The organism is Chryseobacterium sp. CH25 (assembly GCF_004119455.1).
Lineage (GTDB): Bacteria > Bacteroidota > Bacteroidia > Flavobacteriales > Weeksellaceae > Chryseobacterium.
The window spans coordinates 390,401-417,046 of the sequence record NZ_NRQT01000005.1; the positions used below are offsets into that span (position 1 = coordinate 390,401).

The 26,646-nt window shown below is 36.2% G+C and carries 27 protein-coding genes; 9 read left to right on the forward strand and 18 right to left on the reverse strand.

What is annotated here, in order from left to right:
• Positions 1-60: 60 nt before the first annotated feature.
• Genes BOQ64_RS14680 through BOQ64_RS14690 form a run of 3 tightly spaced genes read right to left on the reverse strand, consistent with a single transcriptional unit; the run spans position 61 to position 2,080 of the window.
• Positions 61-864 carry a helix-turn-helix domain-containing protein gene (locus BOQ64_RS14680; RefSeq protein ID WP_129057565.1) on the reverse strand — a complete coding sequence of 268 codons (804 nt, stop codon included), beginning with the start codon at positions 862-864 and terminating at the stop codon, positions 61-63.
• Positions 865-882: 18 nt separating this feature from the next.
• Positions 883-1,284 (reverse strand): GlcG/HbpS family heme-binding protein, encoded by a 402-nt coding sequence (locus BOQ64_RS14685; protein WP_129057566.1) that lies wholly within the window; start codon positions 1,282-1,284, stop codon positions 883-885.
• A 4-nt stretch (positions 1,285-1,288) separates the two neighbouring features.
• Positions 1,289-2,080: an SDR family oxidoreductase gene (locus tag BOQ64_RS14690; RefSeq protein ID WP_129057567.1), complete on the reverse strand. Its 792-nt coding sequence runs from the start codon at positions 2,078-2,080 to the stop codon at positions 1,289-1,291.
• 165 nt (positions 2,081-2,245) lie between these two features.
• Here BOQ64_RS14690 and BOQ64_RS14695 point away from each other — a divergent pair, with 165 nt between their 5' ends.
• From BOQ64_RS14695 to BOQ64_RS23135, 7 genes are all read left to right on the forward strand, one after another.
• Positions 2,246-3,691, forward strand: a complete 1,446-nt coding sequence (locus tag BOQ64_RS14695) for a S41 family peptidase (protein ID WP_129057568.1) — start codon at positions 2,246-2,248, stop codon at positions 3,689-3,691.
• 518 nt (positions 3,692-4,209) lie between these two features.
• The gene (locus BOQ64_RS14700) at positions 4,210-5,232 is read left to right on the forward strand and encodes a ligase-associated DNA damage response exonuclease (protein ID WP_129057569.1); all 1,023 of its coding nucleotides are present in this window, start codon (positions 4,210-4,212) and stop codon (positions 5,230-5,232) included.
• Positions 5,229-6,809: an ATP-dependent DNA ligase gene (locus BOQ64_RS14705; RefSeq protein ID WP_129057570.1), complete on the forward strand. Its 1,581-nt coding sequence runs from the start codon at positions 5,229-5,231 to the stop codon at positions 6,807-6,809. The genes BOQ64_RS14700 and BOQ64_RS14705 overlap by 4 nt, the downstream gene beginning before the upstream one ends.
• Positions 6,810-6,858: 49 nt before the next feature.
• The gene (locus BOQ64_RS14710) at positions 6,859-9,261 is read left to right on the forward strand and encodes a ligase-associated DNA damage response DEXH box helicase (RefSeq protein WP_164975816.1); all 2,403 of its coding nucleotides are present in this window, start codon (positions 6,859-6,861) and stop codon (positions 9,259-9,261) included.
• Positions 9,262-9,403: 142 nt separating this feature from the next.
• Complete coding sequence (locus tag BOQ64_RS14715) at positions 9,404-10,030, forward strand: 2,3-bisphosphoglycerate-dependent phosphoglycerate mutase (RefSeq protein WP_129059743.1); 627 nt, start codon at positions 9,404-9,406, stop codon at positions 10,028-10,030.
• 7 nt (positions 10,031-10,037) lie between these two features.
• A complete protein-coding gene (pdeM, locus tag BOQ64_RS14720) occupies positions 10,038-10,682 on the forward strand; it encodes a ligase-associated DNA damage response endonuclease PdeM (RefSeq protein ID WP_228448409.1) in 645 nt (214 codons plus the stop codon).
• A 180-nt stretch (positions 10,683-10,862) separates the two neighbouring features.
• A complete protein-coding gene (locus tag BOQ64_RS23135; RefSeq protein ID WP_164975812.1) occupies positions 10,863-11,039 on the forward strand; it encodes a hypothetical protein in 177 nt (58 codons plus the stop codon).
• A 28-nt stretch (positions 11,040-11,067) separates the two neighbouring features.
• On the opposite strand, the gene BOQ64_RS14725 is transcribed toward BOQ64_RS23135, so the two are convergent.
• The 8 genes from BOQ64_RS14725 to BOQ64_RS14755 form a co-directional block, all read right to left on the reverse strand.
• Positions 11,068-11,886, reverse strand: coding sequence for a putative phage abortive infection protein (locus BOQ64_RS14725; protein WP_129057574.1), 819 nt, complete (start codon positions 11,884-11,886; stop codon positions 11,068-11,070).
• Positions 11,887-11,990: 104 nt separating this feature from the next.
• Entirely contained in the window at positions 11,991-12,164 is a 174-nt protein-coding gene (locus BOQ64_RS23140) for a bacteriocin-like protein (RefSeq protein WP_164975813.1), read from the reverse strand.
• 454 nt (positions 12,165-12,618) lie between these two features.
• Positions 12,619-13,842 carry an MFS transporter gene (locus BOQ64_RS14730; RefSeq protein ID WP_129057575.1) on the reverse strand — a complete coding sequence of 408 codons (1,224 nt, stop codon included), beginning with the start codon at positions 13,840-13,842 and terminating at the stop codon, positions 12,619-12,621.
• Positions 13,843-13,948: 106 nt separating this feature from the next.
• Positions 13,949-14,896: a nitrilase family protein gene (locus BOQ64_RS14735; protein ID WP_129057576.1), complete on the reverse strand. Its 948-nt coding sequence runs from the start codon at positions 14,894-14,896 to the stop codon at positions 13,949-13,951.
• 62 nt (positions 14,897-14,958) lie between these two features.
• Positions 14,959-15,330 carry a helix-turn-helix transcriptional regulator gene (locus tag BOQ64_RS14740; RefSeq protein WP_129057577.1) on the reverse strand — a complete coding sequence of 124 codons (372 nt, stop codon included), beginning with the start codon at positions 15,328-15,330 and terminating at the stop codon, positions 14,959-14,961.
• Positions 15,294-15,755, reverse strand: coding sequence for a DUF6597 domain-containing transcriptional factor (locus BOQ64_RS14745; RefSeq protein WP_129057578.1), 462 nt, complete (start codon positions 15,753-15,755; stop codon positions 15,294-15,296). The genes BOQ64_RS14740 and BOQ64_RS14745 overlap by 37 nt, the downstream gene beginning before the upstream one ends.
• A gap of 243 nt (positions 15,756-15,998) precedes the next feature.
• Complete coding sequence (locus tag BOQ64_RS14750) at positions 15,999-16,883, reverse strand: dihydrodipicolinate synthase family protein (RefSeq protein WP_129057579.1); 885 nt, start codon at positions 16,881-16,883, stop codon at positions 15,999-16,001.
• Positions 16,884-17,004: 121 nt separating this feature from the next.
• Positions 17,005-17,460: a cupin domain-containing protein gene (locus tag BOQ64_RS14755; RefSeq protein WP_129057580.1), complete on the reverse strand. Its 456-nt coding sequence runs from the start codon at positions 17,458-17,460 to the stop codon at positions 17,005-17,007.
• A gap of 101 nt (positions 17,461-17,561) precedes the next feature.
• Between BOQ64_RS14755 and BOQ64_RS14760 the strand changes: the two genes are divergently transcribed.
• A complete protein-coding gene (locus BOQ64_RS14760; protein ID WP_129057581.1) occupies positions 17,562-18,992 on the forward strand; it encodes a PLP-dependent aminotransferase family protein in 1,431 nt (476 codons plus the stop codon).
• 207 nt (positions 18,993-19,199) lie between these two features.
• Here the strand turns inward: BOQ64_RS14760 and BOQ64_RS14765 are convergent, their stop codons facing one another.
• Together BOQ64_RS14765 and BOQ64_RS14770 are read right to left on the reverse strand one after the other, a co-directional pair.
• Complete coding sequence (locus tag BOQ64_RS14765) at positions 19,200-20,279, reverse strand: Atu1372/SO_1960 family protein (RefSeq protein ID WP_129059744.1); 1,080 nt, start codon at positions 20,277-20,279, stop codon at positions 19,200-19,202.
• Positions 20,280-20,571: 292 nt separating this feature from the next.
• Positions 20,572-21,456, reverse strand: a complete 885-nt coding sequence (locus tag BOQ64_RS14770; protein ID WP_129057583.1) for a DMT family transporter — start codon at positions 21,454-21,456, stop codon at positions 20,572-20,574.
• A 95-nt stretch (positions 21,457-21,551) separates the two neighbouring features.
• Here BOQ64_RS14770 and BOQ64_RS14775 point away from each other — a divergent pair, with 95 nt between their 5' ends.
• Positions 21,552-22,973, forward strand: a complete 1,422-nt coding sequence (locus BOQ64_RS14775; RefSeq protein ID WP_129057584.1) for a PLP-dependent aminotransferase family protein — start codon at positions 21,552-21,554, stop codon at positions 22,971-22,973.
• Between the two features lie 134 nt (positions 22,974-23,107).
• On the opposite strand, the gene BOQ64_RS14780 is transcribed toward BOQ64_RS14775, so the two are convergent.
• From BOQ64_RS14780 to BOQ64_RS14800, 5 genes are all read right to left on the reverse strand, one after another.
• A complete protein-coding gene (locus tag BOQ64_RS14780; protein WP_129057585.1) occupies positions 23,108-23,704 on the reverse strand; it encodes a Crp/Fnr family transcriptional regulator in 597 nt (198 codons plus the stop codon).
• Positions 23,704-24,084, reverse strand: coding sequence for a bacillithiol system redox-active protein YtxJ (ytxJ, locus tag BOQ64_RS14785; protein WP_129057586.1), 381 nt, complete (start codon positions 24,082-24,084; stop codon positions 23,704-23,706). Before ytxJ ends, BOQ64_RS14780 begins: the two co-directional genes overlap by 1 nt.
• Positions 24,081-24,542, reverse strand: coding sequence for a DUF1569 domain-containing protein (locus BOQ64_RS14790; RefSeq protein ID WP_228448397.1), 462 nt, complete (start codon positions 24,540-24,542; stop codon positions 24,081-24,083). Before BOQ64_RS14790 ends, ytxJ begins: the two co-directional genes overlap by 4 nt.
• A complete protein-coding gene (locus tag BOQ64_RS14795; RefSeq protein WP_129057587.1) occupies positions 24,536-25,072 on the reverse strand; it encodes a YfiT family bacillithiol transferase in 537 nt (178 codons plus the stop codon). Before BOQ64_RS14795 ends, BOQ64_RS14790 begins: the two co-directional genes overlap by 7 nt.
• A gap of 187 nt (positions 25,073-25,259) precedes the next feature.
• Positions 25,260-26,402: a DEAD/DEAH box helicase gene (locus tag BOQ64_RS14800; RefSeq protein WP_129057588.1), complete on the reverse strand. Its 1,143-nt coding sequence runs from the start codon at positions 26,400-26,402 to the stop codon at positions 25,260-25,262.
• Between the last annotated feature and the right edge of the window lie 244 nt (positions 26,403-26,646).

Consider the following 26,646-nt stretch of genomic DNA (forward strand, 5'->3'; position numbering starts at 1 on the left):
GCGCCCTTGCGTTTTCCAACATTGAATTAATTTCCTTTTATTATAAATTGTGTTTTTACCTTATACTTCTGTGGTGGTAACCCCAAACTTCTGCTTAAATGAATAATAAAAGTGAGACAGATTCTCAAATCCCAGATCCAGATAAATATCAGAAGGACGTTTCTCCTTATTTTTAATTAAATAGTAAGCTTCTTTTAATCTCCTTTCCTTTAGCCACTGCTTTGGACTCATGTTAAACATCTTATTAAAATCCCGTTTAAAACCAGATAAACTGCGCCCTGTAAGCCTGGCAAAGGCTTCAATAGAAACATTAAACATAAAATTTTTATTCATAAACTCTTTAAGATCAATCTTATGAGGTTCTGAGAAATCAAATAACAGATTTTTAAAATCAGGATTACTTTGGAGAAGAAGTTCTATGGCTTCCTTTACTTTTAAAGCAGCTAATCTTGGCGGAATGTCTTTCGTTTTATTGACATATGGAATTAGAGAGGCAAAATAACTCTTAAAAAAATCATCCGGTTCAAAAAAAAGCCTCTGATGATCTGGAAAAGAATGCTCCATTACGATCTTATTCTCAGTAGAATACTGTCTCAACGTTTCATCATCCAATGTAATCGAAAGAAATTGATACTTTTCATTCTTTGAAGGGTGTTTCATGGTTCTGATAAGTTGGTTTTTTCTCACCAGAACCACTGTATTTTCCTTAATAATGGTTGTACCCTGTTCATGAAAAGCATGCGTTTCTCCGGACAGTTGAAATCCTAAAAAATGATCGGGAATAAACTCCTCATGGCCTTTGTAAGATTCAAAAGCACACGAATATACCAGTTTATCAAAGATGATTTCAGAAGTCTTTTCCATGATACAAATATCTGAAATTTAACCTATAGCAAAAGCTCCTGCCTTCGCAATTTCTTTATCCTGCTCCGGAGTTCCACCTGATGAACCTATTGCCCCGATTACTTTACCTTCTTTATCCTTTATAACTACTCCACCTGCAATGGTTAAAAGTCCCTCATTAGAGTTGAGCATTCCATATCCATGAATATCTTCTCCTGCAATAATACTTCCCATAATATCACTGTCTACCCCAAACATAACTGCTGTTTTTGCCTTTTTTACAGCAAAATCAATCACTCCGAACACACTGTCAAGTCTGGCAAAAGAAACCAGATGTCCGCCTGTATCTACAACAGCAATGCTTACTGGAATATTCAGGGATTTTGCTTTTTGGATAGCTGCTTGTAACGCTTTTTCAGCTATATCATAACTTAATTCCATATCATTAGCTTTTTGCTGTCCAGGCTTCTGCCTGTAATTGTTTTACAAAATCTTCGGTTTCCTTTGGATGAACATTTCTGAAGTTAGAATGATCATCAAGAACAACATCTACAATACAATCTGCCATAGACTGAGGATCAAGCTGATGAGCTAATGATTCTGAAGCTCCGTCAAATGCGGATAAAGGAGTGAAGTTGTTTTCAGGATTATACCAACGGAAAATAGAATCTACTCCACGGTCATTGAAACCTGTTCCAAATATTCCCGGATTACAAGTAGCTATTTTGATATTGAATGGTGCTAGTTCTGTTTTTAAACCTTCTGCAATAGAACCCATAGCATGCTTTGAAGCACAGTAAGCCGCTACATAAGGAACTGTCCACAATTCTCCCATAGATGTTGTGAATACTATTTTCCCTGGTTTCTTCTGATCGATGAACTTTTTAATGAATCCCTGTGCCAGTTCAAGCCCACCAAACACATTCACGTCAAACATAGAACGGATCAGATCAACAGGCTGTTCAGCAATAGGCCCACCTTCCATAATTCCGGCATTGCTTACCAGAATATCAATATCATATTTTTGATGAATATAAGCCAGATCTCTGGGGTTAGTAACATCCAGTTTATCAACAGTTAGTTCTATTCCCTGTTCTTTTGCTTCACGAATCAAATCACTCATTTGAGGATAAACCTGTGTAGTGGCAATTACCTTATGTCCTTTTTTAGCAAGATCAAATGCGGCAATCTTTCCGAATCCACTTGCAGCTCCTGTAATTAGAATTGTTTTACTCATTGTATTTTCTTTTTAATGATGATACAAATTTCAAAGATTTGCAGCGAGGTAATATTGGTGGAAAGTTCATTGTTTTATTGCTCAGAAGTTCAGATATTCATTATAGATTAAAATATTATAGCTATTTTACTATCTTTCAAAAAATAGTAAGAAAAAAACTGATCTATGATTAAAGCTAAAGCACTCCTATTAATTTTGGTGACCTCTTCTGCATGGAGCTTTGCCCAAAGCTGTAATTGCGAAAGTAATTATCAGTGGGTAAAGAAAACATTCGAGGAAAATGATGCCGGTTTTCAATACATTATTGATAAAAAAGGAACAGCCGCATATGAGTTCCATAATAAAGAATTTCTCAATAAAATACGGAATACAAAATCAGATACAGAATGTAATCAAACGATTTATGACTGGTTAAAGTTTTTCAGATCCGGTCATTTTTCAATTAAAAAAATTGAGAATAATAAAGACCCAAAAACTCAGCCCAAAGAGGAAATAAAAACGGAACTTGTACCCATAAATCTTGAAAAGTTTAAAAAAGAAATCCAGTTTAAAAAAGAATCTGATCTGGAAGGCATTTGGGAAGCAGATCCTTATACCATTGGAATTAAAAAATTCGGAGATATTTATAAAGGTTTTATTATTCAGTCAGGTGCTGAAAACTGGAAGCCTAATGAATTAAAACTAACGATTAATGCTGATAAAACAAAGGGTATTTTTTATGTAAGAGATAAAACCGGCCAGGAAGTTAACAATATCCATTTTGTAGGTAAAAATCATCTTGAAATTGGAGATTTTACCTTGAAAAGAGTTTCTCCAAAGTTTGATCGTGAAGAAGGAATTGAAACCTATTATGAGGCGATTCAGGCAGAAAAACCTTTCTTAAAAGTAATGAATAGTACCACACTTCTTTTAAGAATTCCATCTTTTAACGGTGCTTTGAAAAAAGAAATAGACAGTGTAATTACAGCCAATAAAACTAAAATTGAGAGCACAGAAAATCTGATTATAGATATCAGAAATAATGGTGGCGGAAGTGATATCAGCTATGCAGAAATTATCCCCTATCTCTATACCAACCCTATCAGAAGTATCAGAACCCAGTTTTACTCTACTCCATTGAATAATCAGAGAATGATCTTTCTTTATGAGAATTATGAAAAGTATGGAATATCAAAAGAAGACAGAGAATTCATGAAAAAATCTTATGATAAACTCAACGGAAAACTAGGTCAGTTTGTTTCATTACAGGAAGATGACAGCACAGTAGGTATTGAAAAGCTTGATAAAATCTATCCTTATCCAAAAAACGTAGGAATTATCATCAACAATGGAAACGGAAGTACTGCTGAAGAATTTTTACTCGCAGCAAAACAAAGCAAAAAAGTTAAACTTTTTGGAACAACAACAGCCGGAGTACTTGATGTTTCAAATATGTATTTTGTAAATTCTCCATGTAACGAAATTAAGTTTGGATACAGCCTTTCAAAAAGTTTCAGGATTCCGGATATGGCTATTGATGGAAAAGGAATTCAACCGGATTATTTTATAGATAAAACCATCCCGGATTATCAGTGGATTGATTATGTAAACGGAGTTTTAAACGAAAAATAATAGGATATGCTGTTTCCCTTGGAAGCAGCTTATTTTGTTTTTAAATGAACTAAGATGATGAATAATCAACTATGTATGTACTAAATAGATTGTTAACAGTGAAAATTCAATAGAAACGGGCTTTAGCCCGTTTATTCAAATAACCCCAATTCCATTGGCTTTAGCCAAAATCTAAAAATGGTGTGATTTATAAGATCTTTACATTTTTACATTGGGACTTTAACATATAGTTTGTCATTCCGTAGGAATCTAGCCTATTATATCCAAAAATACAGTTTAGATTCCTACGGAATGACAAATATCGTGTTATTATATTCGTGCATTCGTGGCCATTATCAGCAGCATTCAATTTTATCGCAGATAAAATCCTAGCGCCTTAAAAACACAATCTTATAAAAAAAAACTTAGCGCCTTTGCGATTTCCAACAATCAATAAAGACATTGGATAGCAATAAAATCAACAGTTTATCATAAATTGGTTAAGTTTTTGAAGCATTTTATCCAAACCAATCACACCCTTGAAGCTAATCACATTTACTAAAAAAGGAATTTACTGTCCGCAGGGAAAGTTCTATATAGATCCCTGGCGGCCTGTAGATATGGCCGTTATTACTCACGGACATGCTGATCATGCCCGTTGGGGAATGAAAAAATACCTTTGTCATCATTTTACCCAACCTATTTTATATCAGAGAATTGGAAAAGATATAGAATGTCAGGGTGTGGAATATGGTGAAAAAATCAATATCAATGGGGTAAATGTGTCTTTTCATCCTGCCGGACATATTATCGGTTCTGCGCAGATAAGATTGGAATATAAAGGGTTTGTAACCGTTGTTTCCGGAGATTATAAAGTTCAGGATGATGGTCTCAGTACTCCTTTTGAGCTGGTGAAATGCAATGAATTTGTTACAGAAAGTACTTTCGGGCTTCCTATTTATAACTGGCTGGAAGTGGATGATTTAAATAAAAAGCTTCAGAATTGGGTATTAAAAAATCAGGAGAATCAGAAAACTTCTGTGTTTATTGGATATTCACTTGGTAAAGCTCAACGGATTATGAAGGCGGTAGAAGGCTTAGGAAAAATATATGTTCATGAATCTATCGGAAAACTGAATGAAGCCTTTGAAACCGCAGGGATTGATCTTCCGAAATATACCGTTGCAGATTTCAGAGAACGTCCGAAAGAAATGGAACACGAAATTGTTATTGTTCCCCCCGCTTTATTAGATAGTAATATCATCAAAAAGATTCCGGATCCGGCTACCGCAATATGTTCAGGCTGGATGCAGGTGCGTGGAGCAAGAAGATGGCGAAGTGCCGATGCTGGTTTTGCCATGAGTGACCATGCAGACTGGAAAGGATTATTACAAACAGTACGAGCCACAGAAGCGGAGATTGTACATGTTACGCATGGTCAGACCGAAGTTTTTTCAAAATATCTGAATGAAATAGGGATGAAAGCAGATGTTATAGAAACACTGTTTGGAGAAGATGAAGAAGTATCGGAACAGGAAACCCTTGAAAATCTGAAGATATGAGATATTTTGCAGATCTTATCAATGCTTTGGAAACTACCAATAAGACCAATGCTAAAATTGAGGCTATCATTGATTATCTGGAGCGTGCTCCGGATGAAGATAAAGTATGGTTTATTGCTTTGTTTACAGGAAAAAGACCCAAAAGAAATGTAAACACCAATGTCATGAAAGAATGGACATTAGAGATTACAGGACTACCCTTCTGGCTCTTTCAGGAAAGCTATTCTTCAGTGGGAGATCTTGGAGAAACTTTGTCCTTGATTCTCCCGCCACCAAAGGAAAAGATTGAGCGAAGCCTTTCCCAATGGATGAAAGACATTGTTGATTTAAAAGATAAAACAGAAGCCGAAAAGAAAGAATTCGTCCTCCAGTCATGGAATGGTCTGGATTATACGGAACGTTTGATTTTCAATAAATTAATAGGCGGAAGTTTTAGAATCGGAGTATCTGATAAAACGCTGATTAATGCGTTAACCAAATTCTCCGGGCAGGAATCCAGTACATTAACTCATAGTTTAATGGGGAAATGGCAGCCCGATGCAGTTTCCTTTAAAGAACTGATCTCTGCAGAAAATATCAATCCTGATAATTCAAAACCTTATCCATTTTGCCTTGCCTATCCTTTGGAGAAAGAACTTGAAGACCTGGGCCAGCCCGATGAATGGCTGGTAGAATATAAATGGGATGGCATCCGTGGACAGATCATCCGGAGAAATGATGAAGTATTTATATGGTCAAGAGGTGAAGAACTTGTTACAGAGCAATTTCCTGAGATCACTCAAACAGTGATGGCGATGAAAGGCAACTTTGTTTTAGATGGAGAAATACTTGCAGTGAAAGAGGGTAAGGTTTTAAACTTTAATGAATTACAGAAAAGATTAAACAGGAAAACTTTAATTAAAAAAATGCTTTCTGAAATTCCGATTGAAGTATTTGCCTACGACTTATTGGAGCTTGAAGGTCATGATCTGAGAGAAAAACCTGTTTCTGCAAGAAGAGCGATGCTGGAAGAATTATTACTGAATGAAACTCCTGTAAATATAAAACTTTCAAAGAACATTGAATTTGAAAAATGGGAAGAATTAAATGAAATCAGGGAAAACTCAAGAAGTGTAAACAGTGAAGGACTGATGTTGAAACAGAAAAACTCACCTTATCATGCCGGAAGAAAAAAAGGCGATTGGTGGAAATGGAAAATTAATCCTTTTACCATTGATGCGGTTCTCATTTATGCTCAAAAAGGTAGCGGCAGACGAAGTGCCTACTACACAGACTACACTTTTGCTGTAAAAAATGAAGATAAATTGGTAACAATTGCCAAAGCGTATTCTGGATTAACAGACAAGGAAATAATGGAAGTCAGTAAGTTTGTAACGAAAAATGCCATCGAGAAATTTGGTCCTGTACGAACGGTAAAAGCAGAACTGGTATTCGAGATAGCTTTTGAAGGAATCGGATTAAGTAACCGTCATAAAAGCGGTGTAGCTCTGCGGTTTCCAAGAATTGTAAGATGGCGTAAAGATAAAACGGTAGATGAGATCGATACCCTGGAAGAAATTAAAAAATTGATACAATAAAGTGGCTGCCTTTGAACATACCAGTGGATTTACCGTCATTCAGCAATGGATGAAGGATAAAGGTATTTCTCCTTTTAAATTTCAGACCGATACATGGCGGAAATTTGGAAGCGGATATAGTGGTATGGTGGTTGCTCCCACGGGATTCGGAAAAACTTTTTCTGTCTTTTTAGCATTGATCTCAGACTTTTTAAACCATCCTGAAAACTATAAAAAAGGATTGAAAATGATCTGGATCACCCCGCTCCGTTCATTGTCTAAAGATATTGCGAAAGCCATGCAGGAAGCCATGGATGAAATTGGCCTTGATTGGGTTGTAGGGGTAAGAAACGGAGATACAGATCCTAAAGTAAGACAGCAGCAGGTCAAAAAGATGCCTGAAATTTTAGTAGTAACCCCTGAAAGCCTGCACCTTTTGTTGGCTCAGAAAAATCATGAAACCTTCTTCAGGGATATGAAATGTGTTGTGGTAGACGAATGGCATGAATTGTTAGGCTCAAAACGTGGGGTCATGGTAGAACTGGGAATATCTCAGCTCAGAAAGTATGTTCCAAAATTACAGATCTGGGGCATTACGGCTACCATTGGAAATCTGGAGGAAGCCATGGATGTTTTGATTCCTTATGACAGTAAAAAAACAAAAATCACAGCCAAAGAACATAAAAAGATAGATATTATTCCAGTTTTTCCTGATGAAGTTGAAATATTACCGTGGGCAGGGCACCTTGGGCATAAGCTTGCAGATAAAGTAGTTCCCATCATCCTTGAATCGAAATCTACCATTGTTTTTACCAATACCAGAAGTCAGAGTGAAATGTGGTATCAGTTACTTTTGGATGCCTACCCTGATTTTGCAGGACAAATTGCCATTCATCACAGCTCTATTGATGCCCATTTAAGAATCTGGATTGAAGAAAATCTAAGTTCCGGAAAATTAAAAGCTGTTGTTTCCACTTCATCATTAGATTTGGGAATAGATTTTAAACCCGTTGATACGGTCATTCAGGTTGGTTCTGCGAAAGGAGTCGCAAGATTTCTTCAAAGAGCAGGCCGCAGCGGGCACTCCCCTTTTGAAACTTCCAAAATCTATTGCGTTCCTACCCATTCATTGGAATTAATAGAAGTTTCCGCCTTAAAAGAAGCGGTAAGACAGAAAGTTGTTGAACCAAGAGAACCCCAGGTTTTGTGCTTCGATGTTTTGGTTCAATTTCTCATGACTTTAGCGGTTGGAAACGGTTTTTATCCTGACGAAGTGTATGAAAGGATCAAAAAAGTATATGCTTTCCAGGAAATGATGGATGAAGAATGGAAAAGCATTCTTGAGTTTCTGACCATTGGCGGAAGTGTTTTAAAAAACTACGAAGAATTCCATAAGATTGTGGTAATGGAAGATGGATTATATAAAGTCACTTCCCGAAAAATAGCCATGCTTCACCGAATGAATATGGGCGTTATTGTAAGTGATGCAATGCTTAAAGTTAAATTTATTTCCGGTGGTTATGTAGGTATGATTGAAGAATACTTTATTTCCAAACTAAAAAAAGAAGAAAAATTTATTCTGGCAGGCCGAACGCTGGAAGTCGCTATGATTAAAGATATGACGGTTTATGTGAGATCAGCCAAAGGAAAAGCCCAGGTTCCGAGTTATCTTGGCGGAAGACTTCCTTTGAGTTCAAATCTTGGTCATTTTTTAAGAGAAAAGCTTTCCCATGCATTAAGTCCGAAAGCTTCGGAAAAAGAACTTAAATTCCTGCATCCGTTATTGGTGAATCAGGAAGAAAACTCCCATATTCCTAAGGAAGATGAATTTCTGGCGGAAATGATTAAAAACCGCGAAGGATATCATCTCTTTATGTATCCTTTTGAAGGCCGTCTGGTGCATGAAGTAATGGCGGCATTAATTGCTTACAGGATTTCGAAACTGGTGCCTATTTCCTTTTCAATGGCGATGAATGATTATGGATTTGAATTATTCAGTGATAAGGAAATTCCGTTGAATGAAGAAAATTTGCAGCAGATACTAACCCGGGACAACCTGATGAATGATGTGATTGCCAGTATCAATTCTGCAGAAATGGCAAGACGGAAATTCAGGGATATTGCGGTGATCTCCGGAATGGTGATTCAGAATTATGCTGGCAAACAACGATCCAATAAATCATTACAAAGCTCAGCCGGACTCATTTTTAAAGTATTGGAAGATTACGACTCCAACCATTTTTTAATTAAACAGGCTTATACAGAGGTTTTTAATATGCAGCTTCAGGAACAACGTCTTGTAGAAGCTTTTAAAAGGATTGAAAAATCTAGGATTATTTTAAAACATTCCAGTTCTTTTACCCCTTTAAGCTTTCCCATCAAAGTGGATAGTCTCAGACAGACTCTTTCCAGTGAAGGATTGGATGCCAGAATTAAAAGGATGTTGAAGCTATCCAATATCGATGATATCTGATATGAACAGATTTTCAATGATTTTAAAACCACAATTTAATAGTATTGTTAGCCTAATATTCTGGCAGAATTTTCTTGATAAGTTTAAATAATCGCCGTACCTTAGAGTATAGCTTTTCAGAAAGCTAAATAAAAAATACATAATGGCAAAATTGTTTTTAGTCCGTCACGGACAGTCACTTTGGAATCTTGAAAACAGATTTACAGGATGGCAGGATATCGATATTACAGAAACAGGAATTGAAGAAGCGAAAAATGCAGGAATTGCCTTAAAAAAAGAAAAAATAGACATTGCCTTTACTTCAGTCTTACTCAGAGCTCAACATACCCTTTCCATTATCCTTGATGAAATTGGAAAACCTAACCTTCCCGTTATTAAGGATAAAGCGTTGAATGAACGTTCTTACGGAAATCTTGAAGGTCTCAATAAAGCAGAAACTGCATTGAAATACGGAGAAGAACAGGTTCATACCTGGCGAAGATCTTTTGATGTAGTTCCACCAGGCGGCGAAAGCCTTAAAGACACTTATAACAGAGTGATTCCCTATTTTGAAAAAGAGATTGCTCCTTTATTGAAAGAAGGTGAAAATGTATTGATTGTTGCTCATGGAAACAGCCTTCGTGCCCTTATCATGTATCTGGAACACTTATCTCCTGAAGAAATCCTGGAAAGAGAAATTGCAACCGGAATTCCGATTACTTATATCTTTGATGAAATTTCATGTAAGCAGAAGAGAACCTTAAGCTTCAACCTCAAAACCTTGAACTAATTTGTCCGTGTTTATTGCTACCAAAGAAATCGTTATTCACAATGAGGCTTTTACCTTAACCAATCAACGTGCTGTATTCTGGGAAAAAGAGAAAGCCTTACTCCTTTCTGATCTTCACATCGGAAAGACCGCCCATTTCCGTAAAAATGGTATTGCACTGGCAAATCATATCATGAAAAGTGATCTGGAAAGGTTATCTGCACTGATTGAGTATTTTCAACCGGAAAAGCTTGTCGTTGTGGGCGATCTGCTTCATGCCGGAGACAATTCTGATGTAGATGAATTCTGCCAATGGAGAAATCAATATCCGGATTTGAAATTCTACCTTATTGAAGGAAACCACGACCGTATTTCAGAGTCTTTGGAGAAAAAGCTTTGCCTGGATTTTAAGGAATACCTATTGGAGCTAGATGTATTTACTTTGATTCATGAGTTTGATAAAGAAAGATCCGGCTTCCAGATCACTGGCCATATTCATCCGGGAATTGTTTTGAATTCTGCTGTGAAAATCATCAGGCTTCCTTGTTTTGCGCTTAGTGAAAATCAGCTGTTGCTTCCGGCATTTAGCGAGTTTACAGGTCTGGATACTAAAAACCTTCCTAAAAAGAGTAAGTTTTTTGTGTTTACGGGCGAGGGGATTTATGAGGTGTGAGGTTTTTGGGATGTAGAATATCTATTTTATATTTAAGGTGTTTTATAGATACTATTCGTTTCTAATATTTTAACAAACTTCGAGTCGAAGATTTAACAATCAAACGATCTTAGAATATGGAAACCCGTAATTTTATAATTTAAAAGTAAAGTATATTTAGAGATAATAAATTTATAAAATATGAAATTAAAAATTGGAGACATTGTCAGATTAAATTCAGACGTAAATGTTAATGTACTTATGACTGTAAATGGATACAGTAGTGATGGTCAGGGATTTTGGTATTGTGTTTGGTTCCATGGTAATATGTTGATGAATGGGAGTTTCCATGATGATGCATTAACAAAGATTGAATAAAGATATAGCTCCAATTAAGGGGCTATTTTCAATTGTATGCGCTATTTGAGTAGAAATTAAGATACCATTCTGATTGCAAAAGACTAGTATCTATATTGTGAAGTAAATGGTACTTTTCTACCAACGGTTTGAATTTTTCATTTCCATTAGCATGTAGACAATTAAAGAATAATAGTATCTGTTCAGAATTGGACAGTTGCGATCTTGCTATTGAAATATACTGTTGCTTATTTATTTTATGTGTTCCATCAATTAGTTTTATTATATGATAGTACGTCCTAAAGTAATGCCCTAGTATATCCCCATGTAAGGAGTATGTTTTACTATAAATAACCGCTAAGTCATCAATGGTTAAGTAGTCTTCAACCTTCTTTTTGTCAAGGTCAATATCCCTTTCTGCAATTTCTTCTATAATTGCAAAATTTGTACAATAGCCAATTAAAAAAGTATCATTTGATTCCCTAATATGATTAAAAACTTTTCTTCCTCTTTTAGTTGGATAATTTACTGAAGTAATTTCAGTTGAATCGATTATAGAATTGAATAAATTTAGCATTTGAAAAAATGTATTTTCAAAATTTTGAACATGTATAGAATTTGTCTGTTTTTTAAGTTCCTCTCGTTGTGTATTAAGGTCTTTCCTCTGCAATAAGATTGTAACTAATAATCCAATTACAGATAAGCCTGTAAACATTGCATTTGCGAAACCAAACATATCACCAAAGGTTCTACGTTCATCATAGCTATTAGAATTTTGTATCATGTATGTAAGTCCAAGTACAATGAAAATGAACAATACAGCTAATGCTATATAGAAAGGGATATTACCACTATTATTTTCTTTCATGGAAATTGTGTATTTTATAGTTTTTCACAAATATAACAAAAAGCCCTCTCAAAGAGAAGGCTTACTTATATCTTATAAATTGATATCTTGTAAAAGATAATCAATTATACAGGTTTCGTAACGGGAACACATCCACAAACGCAGTCCCAAATATCCTGATCCGGATTGCATTCATAAATAGAATCACATCTATAGATATACCCAACTCTGCAATAAGTTGGACCTGCCCCTTTGATAGATTTCATGCTGTCTCTTGTAATTTTTTTAAGATTTTTCATAGTTATTGATTAAGATATTAGTTTTTAGAACATTCTGTTCTTATTTCCAAATATAATTAAATAAAACTAATTACAAAATGGTGTTAAAGTTTTATTATTAAGCAAGATAGCCTAGGTATTTTCAAGCAGTTTTATATTAAAAAAATCACACATCATCATATCACTCGCTTAGTAAAATCAACTTGTTGATTCCTTCTTTGCTCCCTTAAAAATAAAGCAGCATAATAATAAAAGCTTTGCGTCAAATTAAAATAGAAAAAGGCAGATCATTAATCTGCCTTTTTCATAAAACCTCACTTCATGTATTTACTTCAATCTAACATATTGTGTGTGTGGAAATATAATTTAATGTCTGCTATTGACCACCCCGTCAAAAATTCTTTGAATTTTTGCCACCCCTCCAAGGGAGGGGAATGTTTACCCCTTCAATTGGGATATTGGGCAAGGTTGAATATTAGTTTGCTTTTTTACTCAAACGAATACTGATGATGGTTATCAATACTGTAATTACTAGGAATAAAGCCCCAATCCATGGAGTGCTTCCCAATCCTAATGATGATGTTACAATAAGCCCTCCGGCATAAGATCCAATAGCAATCCCAATATTAAAAGCAGCAATATTAATTCCTGAGGCTACATCTTCAGTCCCGGGAAGTTCCTTTTCAGCAATCTGTACGACTAAAAGCTGAAGCCCAGGTACTGTTGCAAAAGAAAGTGCTCCTAAAAAGAATAAAGTAATGATACTCAAAACCGGACTGCTTACCGTAAAATAGAAGGCTAATAATGTTAATCCCTGAGCGGCAAACATCCATAAAAGAGCCTTCAAAGGGTTTTTATTGGCTATTTTCCCTCCGATCAGGTTTCCTAGCGCAATCGCAATTCCATATACCAATAGGATAAAAGTAACTGTGGATTCCTGAAAGCCTGTTATCTTCTGTAAAATCGGAGATAGATAAGTGAACACTACAAATGTTCCTCCATAACCAGTAGCTGTCATTAAGAAGGCAAAAATCAAACGTTTGTTGCCCAATACTTTGAACTGACTTTTTATAGAAGCTGTTTTTCCATTTTTTAAATTATTGGGAACCAGTAATAAACTTGCCACTAACCCTATCATTCCAAGAATAGAAACGCCGATGAAAGTGGCTCTCCATCCAAAATGCTGTCCTATAAAAGTTCCCAATGGTACTCCTGTTACAATAGCTAACGTAAGTCCTGCAAACATAATGGAAATGGCTGTGGCTCTTTTCTCTTCAGGGACCAATGAGGCTGCTATAGTAGAACCAATGGAAAAATATACCCCATGAGCGAATCCTGTTAATATTCTGGCCAGAACAAGGGTAATAAATCCCGGAGCTATAGAAGCTAATCCGTTTCCGATTACAAATAATAACATAATAGAAACCAAAAGCATTTTACGCGGAACTTTTCCTGTTAATGCCGTTAAAATAGGAGCTCCGATAGCCACTCCTATTGCATAAAGGCTTACCAGTAAACCTGCTGAGGGAATTGTAATCCCAAGATCTCCGGCAACCGTAGGAAGAAGACCTACAATCACAAATTCTGTAGTTCCGATTCCAAAAGCACTGATGGTAAGTGCCCATAAAGCTGCAGGAAGCCCTTTACTTTTTACACTTCCTGCTGCAGTATTGATCTGTATTTCTTTTTGATAATTCATTGCATTGTAATTTTGTTGATGTTGACAATGCAAATTTCCGATGAATAATTGTATTATAAAAATTATTTAAATTGTATTAAATTATCAGAATAATAATATTTTAATTTTATTTCTCATTCAGCCATACCACTTTTTGCGTGGACAAATGCTCTTTTCCGATAATATCTCTATAGAGTTCCGGCCGTCTTGCATTCAGATATCGGTAACCTCCTGCCTGAGTGAGCTTTTTAGGAACAATAACAGCCGATTCAAAGCTGTCTTCAAATGAACGGCATTCTGCAATGATATCTCCAAAAGGATCAATAATCATGGAGCAGCCATTTTTAAGCTGATCATCATCCATTCCGATAGGATTTGAGAAAACAATATAAACTCCATTGTCATAAGCCCTTGCCGGAAGCCATTTCATGAGCCAATCTCTCCCTTTCATGCCATTAAATTCCAGTCGTAAAGAAGTAGGATCTTCTACTCTGTTTTCCCAAAACTGAGGATCAACAAAACCTGCACCTGGCCTTGTTGAAGGCGTACACATTGTAACATGAGGCATAAAAATAATATCTGCGCCCAAAAGCTTTGTTGCTCTTACATTTTCAATAATATTGTTATCATAACAGATCAGAATACCACATTTCCAGCCCAGAATTTCAAATACACAATATTCATTACCTGGCGTAAGATGGGGATTGATAAAAGGGTGAAGTTTTCTGTATTTGGCTTTCAATCCTGTTTGATCTACACATACATAAGCCTTGAAGAGATTGTTATTTTCATCTTTTTCAAAAAGCCCGGCCAGAATAACGATATTGTTTTGTTTAGCAATGTGTTTTAGTCTTTTAATGCTTTCTCCATCAGGAATAAGTTCGGCAATATCCAGCATCTGATCTTTAGAAAGGTTCCGGGCAAAAGTGTATCCGGTGATGGAACATTCATGAAAAGCAATAACATGAGAGCCTTCAGAAGCTGCCTTTTGAGCCAATTTTTCTATGATGGATAAATTATACTCTTTGTCTCCACTTTTGTTTTCAAATTGTGCGGTTGAAATTTTAATATTCATTGTTTTTTCAGCAAATCTATTTCAACCTGCTAAAGAAAAATTGTACAAAGCCGACATGAAAATTACAGCTCAATAAAGTTGACTGCCATTTTATTTTCTGTTTTTACATACTGTTTCGGAGTGAGTCCTATATTCTTTTTAAATTCTCTGATCAGATGAGATTGATCCGAATATCCGGCACGATAAGAAAGCGTCGTCAGATTTTCTTTACTGATTCCCTGATTCATAAGACTTAAAAAGTAGTGAAGACGGATGATATTAGTATATTTTTTAGGTGAAATTCCCAGATAATCTTCAAATTTTCTTTCCAGATGCCGCTCAGAGTATCCTGAAAAATTTTCAAGATCTTTGGACGAAACAGTGCCTTTATGCTGAAGAATATGTTTCTGAATAGCTGCTATGAGTTGATAATCAGTTCCAATTTCCTTAGATATAAATTTGGTAAAAAAACATTCAGATCATCAATAATCATTAATGGATCCGTTTTATAAAAAAGCTTTTCCTGAAAAGGTGTGAACTTGTCCTTTACTACATCTTCCACAGAAATAATCTGATTTTTAACCTCTTTTGCAGAAGTTTTCAGAAGTATATTTAAAAAGTAAGGCTGAAAAACGACTGCTATAAAAGAAAAGTTGCCTTTGGTATAAAAATCTTTATAGCTGTTCAAGGTTCCATAAAAAAATGAAGTAGGAATATGCTCTTCAGAATGATGAGGAAACAGATTTGTTTTGGGCGATAAAATCAATCCACTGCTGCCATCAGTAAATAATCTGACGTTCTTTATATCCTTTTCATTGTTTTCCAAAAAGATATAATGCCGGATAAAAGGTGCCAGATGCTTTGGCGGCGAAATCTGCATGGTCAAATGTACTTAATTTTTTACCACAGATCACACGGATCTTCACAGATTTTTAAATGTTTCTTATTTGCCACGAATGCACGAATAAAAGTCATTCATGCATTCGTGGTGGTTAAATCTGCGTAATCAGTATAATCTGCGAGAGAAAATATCTCATTCAATTTTATCGAAGATAAAATCCTTGCGCCATAATAAGGATCCTATTAAGAAAAAAACTTGCGCCTTTGCATTTCTCAACAATCATCAGGCTTTTATTTCATTGAGAATTTTTCTCATCTCCTCAGTCTCATGTTCAGTAAGTGGTTTTAAAGGATTTCTCAAATAACCACTTTCTTCACCCAAAATATCCAATCCTGCTTTAACGGCTCTGGGAAGTCCTTTAACCACAATAAACTTCAATAACTCAACTTGCTTGTAAAACACATCCTGTGCTTCATGAAGCTGGTTGTTCTGAATCGCCTGGTAAAGCTTAAGATTCAACTCAGGAATAAGATTTGGCGCTGCGGTACACCAGCCTGTTGCTCCGGCAGAAAATGCTGCCAATGCTAAAGGATTCGAGCCATTATAAAAAGCTACATCTTCTCCCAGTTCCTTTCGTAAATAATGCATTCGTTGGATATCTCCTGTACTTTCTTTAATCATGGTTACATTCGGAATTTCAAGCAGTCTTTTCAGAAGAGCCGGAGACATATCTACTCCACCCGTTGCCGGATTATTGTAGGCCATAATCGGAATGGAAATTTTGCTAGCTACAGCATCATAATGAGCTACAATTTCTTCATCAGTCAGTTTCCAGTAGCTCATAGGAATAATCATAACAGCATTTGCTCCTGCTTTTTCTGCAAACTGTGCATGATGGATCGTTTTCTCTGTAGTAAGGTTAGAAACGCCTATCAACGTTGGAATTCTTCCTTTCACCTGTTGTATAGTAGCTTCAGTGACCGCTTCTTTTTCTTCGTCAGATAGATAAGGCATTACACCGGCGCTTCCCAGAGATGCGACTCCGTGGCTTCCGGAAATTACCAGCTTTTCAACCATATCTTTAAAAAGAGGAAGATTAATGGTGTTATTTTCATGAAACGGAGTGATGGGATATGCGATAATTCCTTTAAATGGAATGTTTTTCATAGGTTTTTGGTTTAAAATTGTTGTAATAATTTGAAGATGAATAAAAAAGTAGTAAGCAGGGTGTTTTTTTAAAATGAAAGAACTTACACCCAAATTCTTACTACTTTCTACCAATTAATGTTTAAAGATCTCTGCCTTCTTCTTCTCTCAGGGCTACTCCTAAGTTCTGAAGCTGTGGTGCATTTTCACAGGCAATATATTTGGCAGGCTCTGTATCACTCAGGTTTTGATGCTTATGCCACGCCCATGATGGAATATAAACGGCATCTCCGGCTTCCCAATGTACTCTTTCATCTTCCACTTCTGTCCAGCCTTTTCCTTCAAGTACATACAATACGGTTTCATAGGTGTGACGATGTCTGTTGGTTTGTTGTCCCGGAAGTAGTCCCCCAATCGTCATGCTTACGTTTTTACTTGGAAGATCTACAAAGAAGACCGGGTGCTTTCTCTCTGTTGAAAACTGATTATGTTCCCCTGCATTTTCTACATTTTTATGAATTAAATGGTCTGGTTTTACATACTTTGGTCTAGCATACGTTTCGTGAAAGTCTTTTGAACTGAACTGTTTTTTGTCCATGATTTTAAAATTTTAAGGGTTTTGTGCTTAATTGCATGACAAAATTATTTTATATTTGGACTGTTTAAATGATTCAGTTTTTATATAAATAGATAGTCCAGATGTTGAGACCTTGGAAATTAGAATTTGAAATTGATAAAAAGCTTGACAAAGCGGTTTATTTACAGATAGCAGACACTATTATTGCAGATATCCGTTCTGGTAGACTGAAACCCGGGGACACTCTTCCGGGGAGCAGAAATCTGGCAACAATGCTGAAAATCAACAGAAATACTGTGGTAGAAGCTTATCAGGTTCTACTGAATGAAGAATGGGTAATCTCTAAGGAAAGAAAAGGGATTTTTGTTTCAGATCAGCTTCCTGTTTTACATGAAAATCGAATGGAAAGGTTATCTAATACATTGGCTAATCCCGTACCAATTCAGGGGACAATAATTAATTTTGATGATGGTCACCCGGACAGTAAAATTGCTCCCGTAACAGAATTGGCAAGAGCTTACCGTCAGATCTTCGGTATTAAAGCCAAATGGCAAATGATGGGCTATGGTGATGAACATGGAGATCTAGAATTCAGAAAGATGATCTCTCAAATGTTGAATCATCAGCGAGGAATGCAGATTCATGAACAGGAAATATCCATTACAAGAGGAAGCCAGATGGGCATGTTTCTTACAGCTCAGACTCTTTTAACTTCCGGAGATTACGTCATTGTAGAAGATCCCGGTTATCAACCAGCATGGCAAGCCTTTGAATATTCAGGAGCCCAACTTCTTCCCGTTTCTGTAGATGAAGATGGAATTAATATAGAGACTATTGAGGAGCTTTTATCTCAGTATAAAAACATAAAAGCCATCTACATTACCCCTCACAGACAGTATCCAACAATGGTTACTTTAAGTTTATTGAGGCGTTTAAAATTGATTGAACTGGCCAATCAGCATAACATCACGATCATTGAAGACGATTATGATAATGAATTTCACTTTGGTTACCGCCCTATTCTGCCTATTTCAAGCTTTCCTGAACTTAATAATTATGTTTATGTCGGAACCTTAAGCAAAGTGGTTGCTCCGGCTCTTAGGATTGGATATCTGGCCACTAAAAACCAGGATTTATTACAAAAGATAGGAAACCTAAGAAAAATTATCGATGTACATGGAGATGTTATTATGGAACAGGCCGTTTTACAGTTAATCAAAGAAGGAGCAGTAAAAAAGCATATCAGAAAAGCAACGGCCCACTATAAACACAAAAGAGATTTTGTATACAGCCTTTTGAATAAGTATATGAAAGACGTTGCTCATTTTACCCTGCCTGAAGGAGGATTAGCCTTTTGGATTGTTCCAAAAACAATATTGGATTGGGATAAAGTGGTTTCATTATTATTAGAGAAAAATATTAAAATCATTCATCCGAAACAATACAGCAGAAATACGGTCAATGGTTTCAGACTGAGCTATGGCTCCGTTTCAGAAGAGCAATTGGAACATAGTATACAGATTATTGCAGAAGTTTTTCAACAGCTTTCTTGATAAAGGTTCTCGCAGATTTTATCAGTTTACTTTTCAACAATCATCTGTGCGGATCAGTGTATGTGTGGTAAAAATCTGCGCAATCAGCAAGGTCTGCGAGATATTAAAATAATCTCCCAACAACGCATAAAAATAGCGCAAATATGAATCCATTTGCGCTATCAATTTATCTTATAATCGGTAAACTGTGCTATCTGTGGGAAAGAACTACTCCACTTCAAAAACAGCCTGAATTTCTACCGAAGAATTCACAGGAATGGAAGAAGCTCCAAATGTTGCTCTTGCATGTTTTCCTTTATCTCCAAAAACTTCAGCTGTAAGATCAGAAGCTACATTCATCAGATCAGCATGTTTGGTGTAATCATCTTTTGTATTGAAGATTCCTGTAAGCTGTACACATTGTTTTACTTTACCTAAATCACCACCAACAGCTTCATTAAGAACCGATAAAACATTCAGCATGGTAACTCTTGTAGCCTCTTTTACCTGCTGTTCATTAACGTCTACCCCTAATTTTCCGGCGTTGAAGATCTTTCCATCCTTTAAGGCAACCTGATTGATGAAGACAAGGTTTCCGGAACGAACAAATGGCTGATAATTTCCTGCGGGTTTTGGAACTTGTGGAAGAACAATATTCTTCTGTTTTAAGACTTCATTAAAATTTGGGTGACTTTCGGTAGTCAATACAGTTCTTTTCGGGCGAGTATCTTTTAAAGCCAACGATACTTTTGCAAAATTTTTCCCCTGAAGCTCAGCTAAGGTTCTCTCCCCTTTTGTAGGGCGTTCCACATCTTTCAGAGAAGCCATACTTGTAATTCCCAGTACCGAATTTCCTTGTGGGATCGATTTGTTAAGTTCTTCCGTTCCGCGAATGCCATTAGAAACTAAAATCATTCCATGTACAGCAAGGCTGTTCCAGAATGCCTGAAGAGCTAATTCTTTTCCAGCACCGCTTCCTGCAGACATAAATACTGTTGCCGGAACGCCCTCCAAAGCATGATTAGTCCAAAGCTGAACAGTTTTAGATAAAAACTCGCTCATCCCAGTGCTGATATTTCCAAAATAGACCGGAGATCCAAAAGCAATTCCATCATAGTTGGTAAGTTCGTCTACAGTTGCAACTGGTAAGCTTTTCAGACTTGGATTCTGTGATGGTTTTACAAGTTTGATATAAGAAGTAGCAGTGTTCTCACTCTCAATACCTTTGGCAATCTCTTTGGCCAGTTCATAGGTTCCGCCATTGTCTGAATGGATAAGAACCAATATTTTAGCTTTATTTTGTGCCATAATCTGTGTGGAATTAAATAGTAAGATTAAAATAAAAAAAGAACATATTTTTTCATTCTGAACAGGGTATAAATTAATTGTACAAAATTAGTGTTGGCATTTTTATTAAATTTGCCAAAAAATATATGCAAAACGCCAATGTGAGATGTGTACTGATTGAAAAAACAAAGAGCCAGTTGTACATAAACTATAAAGGCTGACTCAGGTTTTATTATAAAAATAGTATAAATAGCAAAACCCGCTTACATCATTGTAAACGGGTTTCAACTTATACTAAAATTGATGTTAGTGCCTATTTTGCGAACTTTTTTGTACCTGCTACACAAAGGATAACTCCTACTGTAATCCCCAACATTCCTATGCTTACCTGCTCATGAAGAAGGTACGCTGCTAAAGCAAGTCCGAAAAATGGCTGCAATAACTGAAGTTGTCCTACAGTAGTAATTCCGCCTTGTGCTAATCCTTTATACCAGAAAATAAATCCGATAAACATACTGAAAAGGGAAATATAACCTAATCCAAACCAACCTTTAAAAGTTATAGCTTCAATATTGGTTGGAAAATAAATAAAAAACAATGGAAGCATAATGGGTAATGATATAACCAAAGCCCATGAAATAACCTGCCATCCGCCTAATGTTTTAGAAAGCTTTGCTCCTTCTGCATAGCCCATTCCACACAGGATAATAGCCAGAAGCATCAGAATATCTCCAATGGGAGACGCTGAAATCCCTTGTGAAAATGCATACCCAACAACTAAAAGACTTCCAATCACAGAAAATATCCAGAACACAGGATGTGGCTTTTCACCACCTCGAAAAACCCCAAAAATTGCAGTCGCTAAAGGAAGCATCCCTAGAAATACAATAGAATGGGCAGAGGTAAGATACTGCAATGCCAATGAGGAAAGCAGAGGAAATCCTATAACGCAGCCTATAGCAACCAGAACCAGAGAAAATAACTGGTTTTTTGCCGGACGTTTTTCTTTGTATATCAATAAGACTGAAAGTGCTAAGATTCCTGCAATTACTGCACGGGCAATGGTTGCAAAGATAGGATCCATTTCCATTACTGCGAGTTTAGTAGCAGGCATAGAACCGCTAAACAGCAATACTCCTATAAACCCATTAATCCATCCGCTTACAGCCTGGTCTTTTGAAATTGTATTTGTCATCATTTTAATAAGTTTTTAATTATGAGGACAAAATTAAAAAGGAAAAACAGACAAACACAGTATCAGTTTTGTATATTTGCATGAGCACAGTTAAAAAAATGAGTAAAGAATTTTTATACACAGAAATTGCATCCGGCATTGCCGCTCAGATCAGAAAGGGAGTTCTGAAGGCAGGAGATAAACTCCCGTCCGTAAGAATGTTATGCAGCGAACATCAGGTAAGCATGAACACCGCAAAACGGGTATTTCTTGAGCTTGAATCTCAGTCTCTTGTAGAATCTAAACCGCAATCCGGCTATTTTGTAAGCCAGCTATTATCTGTAAAGCTTCCACTGCCCGAGGTGAGTCGCCCGTCTTTAATTGCCAATAATGATGAACCTGATGAGCTCATCAGCAAGGTCTATGAAAATATGGGTAAAAAGGATATCACTTTCTTTTCCATTGGAATTCCATCCGGTGATCTTCTTCCTCAGGCTAAGCTTAAAAAAGAAATTGTACATGCTATCCGGGAATTAAAGGAAGGCGGAACAGAATATGAAGAACTACAGGGTAACCTGAAGCTAAGAAGGATGATCGCTGTACGCTCACTGCAATGGGGCGGAAATTTTCATGAGAATGATCTGATTACAACCAATGGTGGAATGAATGCCTTATCTTTCTGTTTAATGGCACTAGGAAAACCCGGTGATACCATAGCTATTGAAAGTCCTTGTTATCCGGGAATTCTTCAGCTGGCCAACGGCTTAGGACTGAAAGTTTTAGAATTGCCTACTCACCCAACTACAGGAATAGAAATTGATGCCTTTAAAAAACTGATCCCCAAAATTGATCTGTGTCTGTTGATTCCTAATTTCAACTCTCCATTGGGAAGCTGTATGCCTGATGAGAATAAGAAAGAAATGGTGAAAATCCTTTCAGAAAATAATATTCCATTGATTGAAGATGATGTGTATGGAGACCTTTATTTTGGCTCTACCCGACCGAAATGCTGTAAATCTTTTGATAAGGATGGAAATGTGCTCTATTGCAGCTCTATTTCAAAAACATTAGCCCCAGGCTACCGTGTAGGATGGATCGCGCCTGGAAAATATAAAGACAAGATTTTAAAGCTTAAACTTTTGCATTCCACCTCTTCTATATCCATTGTGAATGAAGCGGTTGCTAATTTCCTGAAATCAGGAAGGTATGAAAAACATCTTCAGCAACTTAGGAAAACATTACAGAGTAACTATCAGAATTACGTACAGACCATCGCCGAATATTTTCCGGAAGGAACAAAAACCAGCCGTCCACAGGGTGGCTTGTCCTTATGGGTGGAATTTGATAAGAAAATCCGTACCACAGAACTTTATGACCTTGCTATCAAGCAGAATATAAGTATTGCACCGGGAAGAATGTTCACTTTTCAGGAACAGTTTGAAAATTGTATGAGACTCTGTATCGGGCTTCCATGGTCAGACGATACACAGGCTAAGCTAAAACAAGTTGGGCAGCTTGCTAAAAGAATTTATTTGAAGTAAGGAAGATGGAGGCTGGAAGATGGAAGTTATTGTAATTTTAAGAATAATATTTGTCAATTCTTATTGATAAAGATATTTTAACAATAGCTGAAAAAGTTCCTTTGTGTTCAATAGAGCTTCCAGCTTCCAGCCTTTTATTTATTATCCGGAACGAAGTTCTTTCTTGCCAGTTCTTTTCTTACACGGCTTAAACTTTCAGGTGTAATGCCAAGATAAGAAGCAATCATCCACTGAGGAACTCTAAGAAGCAAATCCGGGTACATTTTAATAAATTTCATATACCTTTCCTCTGCTGTCTCTCCCAGTAAAGAATTGATTCTGTTCTGAAGACTTCTGATATGCTTCTGAAGTAAGAAATCACTGCGTTCAATACTGTTCGGGAACTGTTCTACCAGTTTATTGAAGAAATCAGGGTGCAGAAATAATACTTCTGAGTCTTCTACCGCTTCAATATAATAATTGGATTTTTCATTGAAATAAAGACTGCTTCGGTCAGAAATCAACCAGCTTTCAGGAGCAAACTGTATAATGTGTTCCTTTCCGTTCTTGTCAATGGAATACATTTTTATAAGTCCTTTCTCTACAAAGAATATATGTCTGCATATTTCACCATACTGAAGAAGAAATTGATTTTTTGGAATCTTTTTTACTTCATAATGCAGGCTGCAGGTGTTCACACTTTGAAGGGGAACATTTAAAACTTTGGCTAAATAATTATTAATATTCTTCATTATACGATCTGGCTTAAAGAAATGTCCTGGTGCGAAGCGCTGTTAACGGGCTTTCCGTTTTCAATAACAATCAGCTGCGGACTTTCATGCCTGATCCCGAAATCCTCAGCAATTTTATTTGAAATAGGTCGGTGAGCTAATAGATCAAGGTAATAAACTTCTACCTTTTGATCTGTATTTTCCACTTCTTTTTCAAAATTCCTCAATACAGTTTTGCTGATAAAACAGCTTGTTGAATGCTTGAATATGGCTATTTTACCCTGATAAGAACTTTCAAGGGCTTTTTCCAGGTCTTCTTCAGACTTTATATTTTTCCAGAAAGACTTTTGATCAGAGGTTTCATTACTATTTCCGCCGAATATTTTATCAAAAAAACTCATACATTAAATTGTTTTAAGTGATGATCAAGATGTTTATATTCTAAAAATTCCCAGTCTTTTTCAGTCATGTTTCCGAATAATCTGTGGCTGTCCGGCAGTTTTCTGCTTTCGCAGGCTTCCCGGAATTCCTCCAGTGTTTTCAGTAGATTGGTCTTTGATTCATCAAAATCACACTCAAAATTAACGATTAGTTTTTGAAAAGTAGGCATGTTTCTGGGAATTCCGTTATTGAAAACATACATTTCCAGTTTTGTCATGATTCCTATGGTCCTAAAGAGAGTATTAATATGGGGTAATGCAATTTTCCGCAAAGCAACCTGAAGTACTAGATCACAATGCGTTAGCATCTGACAGACGTCCATTTCTCCCCATTTTCGTTGGCTGTCTGGAGATAAATTGGAAATTCTTTCTGTAATTTCCTTATAATATATGGGATCGTTAAGGTACTTTTTTACCAACCTTTTTCTTTCTTCAGATTTTCAATATGAGCAAAATGATGGTTACAATGCCAGACATATAAAGCAAGATTATCCCTTAAATTATAGTTTCTGTTATGCTCCGGATGATGGAAAGTTCTTTCAAACTGTTTATTGGTAAGACTTTTGAGAAGTGTTGTCCATCGTTGATGAGTCCCTTTTATCATTCTCATCGCGGGTTTTATCGGCATATGGAAACTGTCCTGAAGTTCTGCCCATTTGGCTTCATCATAAGGCTTAATGGTTGGGTTATCTTCTGTAAGCGCTAATTTGAAACGGATAAAACTGTTGATATGACTGTCCGCAATATGGTTAACAAGCTGTCTTACCGTCCATCCTCCTTCTCTGTAAGGAGTATCAAGCTGTTCGTCTGTAAAATGTTCAATGAGGTTTTTCAGTTTTCCGGGAAAGTCTTTAATTGCTTTAATATAAGTATCTAAAGTAGTGTCACAGATGTTTTCCGGTACTTCAAACTCTCCTATTGGAAACTTTTTGTTTTTAAGATCACTCATTGTTCTGGTTTTTAACTTTTAATTATTGGGGGTTGTCTGGTATTTTAATCTTGGGCAAACCTTTTCTGCTTCTGTAAATTTATTAAAATTAAAGAAACTTATATATGAAAAAAATGTTAATTGTAAACATAATGTATAAATACAAAAAAGCTCCAATTGTAGATAATCAGAGCTTTTAATTTATATTTTAGTAACCATGCAGATTAATTCCTTCTGTTCTTTCCAAAGGTACTTTTTTACCCATTTTCTTCTGAATGACTCTGAAATGCTGCAGTTCATCATCCGTCAGAATATTAATAGCAATTCCTTTTTCGTTAGCACGGCCTGTTCTACCAATTCTGTGAATGTAATCTAAAGGAGAACGCGGTAGTTCGTAATTGATAACACAAGGCAGATAGTCAATGTGAATTCCACGTCCGATTAAGTCTGTTGCAACCAGAATTTGAGCTCCGTTGGATTTAAATTCTTCTAAGTTATTTCTACGGGCACCCTGAGATTTCTGACTGTGAATAGCTACTGCCTTAATCTTATTCTTTTTAAGTTTCTCCACCAAATTATCAGCAGATCTCGTAGACGAAACAAAGATTAAAGCTTTTTCAACTTTCTTTTCCTTAATCAAATATCGTAAAAAAGGTCCCTTATTTTCAGGAGAAACATGATAGGCAAACTGCTCGATATTATCAATCTCAACTTCCTCTTTTTTAATTTCAATAATCGTAGGGTTAATAGATAAACGTTCTTTCATCTCAGAAACTTTATCATTTAGAGTTGCTGAAAATAAAGTGGTTTGTTTTACTACAGGCATTAAAGCGAAAAGCTTATTCATTTCTTCACCAAAGCCTAACTGAAACATCTTATCTGCCTCATCTATAACCAAATGCTGAATTTCTGAGATACTCAATGCATTATGATCAATCAAATCCAATAAACGTCCGGGAGTTGCAATCAGAACTTCCACTCCAAACATTCCTTTCATCTGTGGGTTAATAGAAACTCCACCATAAACTGCCATCGTACGTATTTCACGTTTCAGATTCTCTGTAAATGCTCTGAAAACTTCGTCAATCTGAATAGCCAGTTCACGGGTAGGAACCAATATTAAAACCTGAATATTACGCCCTTTTTTGGCATCTGCATTCTGTAATTTTTCTAAAATCGGCATTACAAAACAAGCCGTTTTTCCGGAACCTGTCTGCGCAATTCCCATAAGGTCTTTTCCTTGCAAAATAACAGGGACAGCCTGTTCCTGAATGGGAAAAGGTTTTAAATACCCCAGTTTCTTAACAGAACGAATAATATTGTGTGATAATCCTAACGATTCAAATGACATAAAAACTATTTATTTGTGCAAAGATACGCTAAATGGCTGGAAGCTGGGTGGTGTAAGAAGGAAGTAATGATACTCCTTTTCTTTTAAAGGTGACAGTTCGTCGGTGTAAAACTAAAAGTAACCTCCATCTTCTCTCTTCCAACTTCTCTCCTTTTATTTTTTATGGCCGATTTGTCCGATAATTCAGTTTTGGATAAATTTTTGCCAATTAGTTTTGTAAATTTATCAAAAATTCGAGAATTCA

Bases quoted from the DNA above. Each gene is read 5' to 3' on its own strand.
- BOQ64_RS14795 (WP_129057587.1), bottom strand. From the start codon at position 25,072: ATGAGTGATCTTAAAAACAAAAAGTTTCCAATAGGAGAGTTTGAAGTA.
- BOQ64_RS14780 (WP_129057585.1), bottom strand. From the start codon at position 23,704: ATGAAGAATATTAATAATTATTTAGCCAAAGTTTTAAATGTTCCCCTT.
- BOQ64_RS14685 (WP_129057566.1), bottom strand. From the start codon at position 1,284: ATGGAATTAAGTTATGATATAGCTGAAAAAGCGTTACAAGCAGCTATC.
- BOQ64_RS14715 (WP_129059743.1), top strand. From the start codon at position 9,404: ATGGCAAAATTGTTTTTAGTCCGTCACGGACAGTCACTTTGGAATCTT.
- BOQ64_RS14690 (WP_129057567.1), bottom strand. From the start codon at position 2,080: ATGAGTAAAACAATTCTAATTACAGGAGCTGCAAGTGGATTCGGAAAG.
- BOQ64_RS14760 (WP_129057581.1), top strand. From the start codon at position 17,562: ATGTTGAGACCTTGGAAATTAGAATTTGAAATTGATAAAAAGCTTGAC.
- BOQ64_RS14725 (WP_129057574.1), bottom strand. From the start codon at position 11,886: ATGAAAGAAAATAATAGTGGTAATATCCCTTTCTATATAGCATTAGCT.
- ytxJ (WP_129057586.1), bottom strand. From the start codon at position 24,084: ATGAGTTTTTTTGATAAAATATTCGGCGGAAATAGTAATGAAACCTCT.
- BOQ64_RS14800 (WP_129057588.1), bottom strand. From the start codon at position 26,402: ATGTCATTTGAATCGTTAGGATTATCACACAATATTATTCGTTCTGTT.
- BOQ64_RS23140 (WP_164975813.1), bottom strand. From the start codon at position 12,164: ATGAAAAATCTTAAAAAAATTACAAGAGACAGCATGAAATCTATCAAA.
- BOQ64_RS14765 (WP_129059744.1), bottom strand. From the start codon at position 20,279: ATGGCACAAAATAAAGCTAAAATATTGGTTCTTATCCATTCAGACAAT.
- BOQ64_RS14745 (WP_129057578.1), bottom strand. From the start codon at position 15,755: ATGCAGATTTCGCCGCCAAAGCATCTGGCACCTTTTATCCGGCATTAT.
- BOQ64_RS14735 (WP_129057576.1), bottom strand. From the start codon at position 14,896: ATGAATATTAAAATTTCAACCGCACAATTTGAAAACAAAAGTGGAGAC.
- BOQ64_RS23135 (WP_164975812.1), top strand. From the start codon at position 10,863: ATGAAATTAAAAATTGGAGACATTGTCAGATTAAATTCAGACGTAAAT.
- BOQ64_RS14695 (WP_129057568.1), top strand. From the start codon at position 2,246: ATGATTAAAGCTAAAGCACTCCTATTAATTTTGGTGACCTCTTCTGCA.
- BOQ64_RS14750 (WP_129057579.1), bottom strand. From the start codon at position 16,883: ATGAAAAACATTCCATTTAAAGGAATTATCGCATATCCCATCACTCCG.
- BOQ64_RS14770 (WP_129057583.1), bottom strand. From the start codon at position 21,456: ATGATGACAAATACAATTTCAAAAGACCAGGCTGTAAGCGGATGGATT.
- BOQ64_RS14710 (WP_164975816.1), top strand. From the start codon at position 6,859: ATGAAGGATAAAGGTATTTCTCCTTTTAAATTTCAGACCGATACATGG.
- BOQ64_RS14680 (WP_129057565.1), bottom strand. From the start codon at position 864: ATGGAAAAGACTTCTGAAATCATCTTTGATAAACTGGTATATTCGTGT.
- BOQ64_RS14705 (WP_129057570.1), top strand. From the start codon at position 5,229: ATGAGATATTTTGCAGATCTTATCAATGCTTTGGAAACTACCAATAAG.
- BOQ64_RS14730 (WP_129057575.1), bottom strand. From the start codon at position 13,842: ATGAATTATCAAAAAGAAATACAGATCAATACTGCAGCAGGAAGTGTA.
- BOQ64_RS14755 (WP_129057580.1), bottom strand. From the start codon at position 17,460: ATGGACAAAAAACAGTTCAGTTCAAAAGACTTTCACGAAACGTATGCT.
- BOQ64_RS14775 (WP_129057584.1), top strand. From the start codon at position 21,552: ATGAGTAAAGAATTTTTATACACAGAAATTGCATCCGGCATTGCCGCT.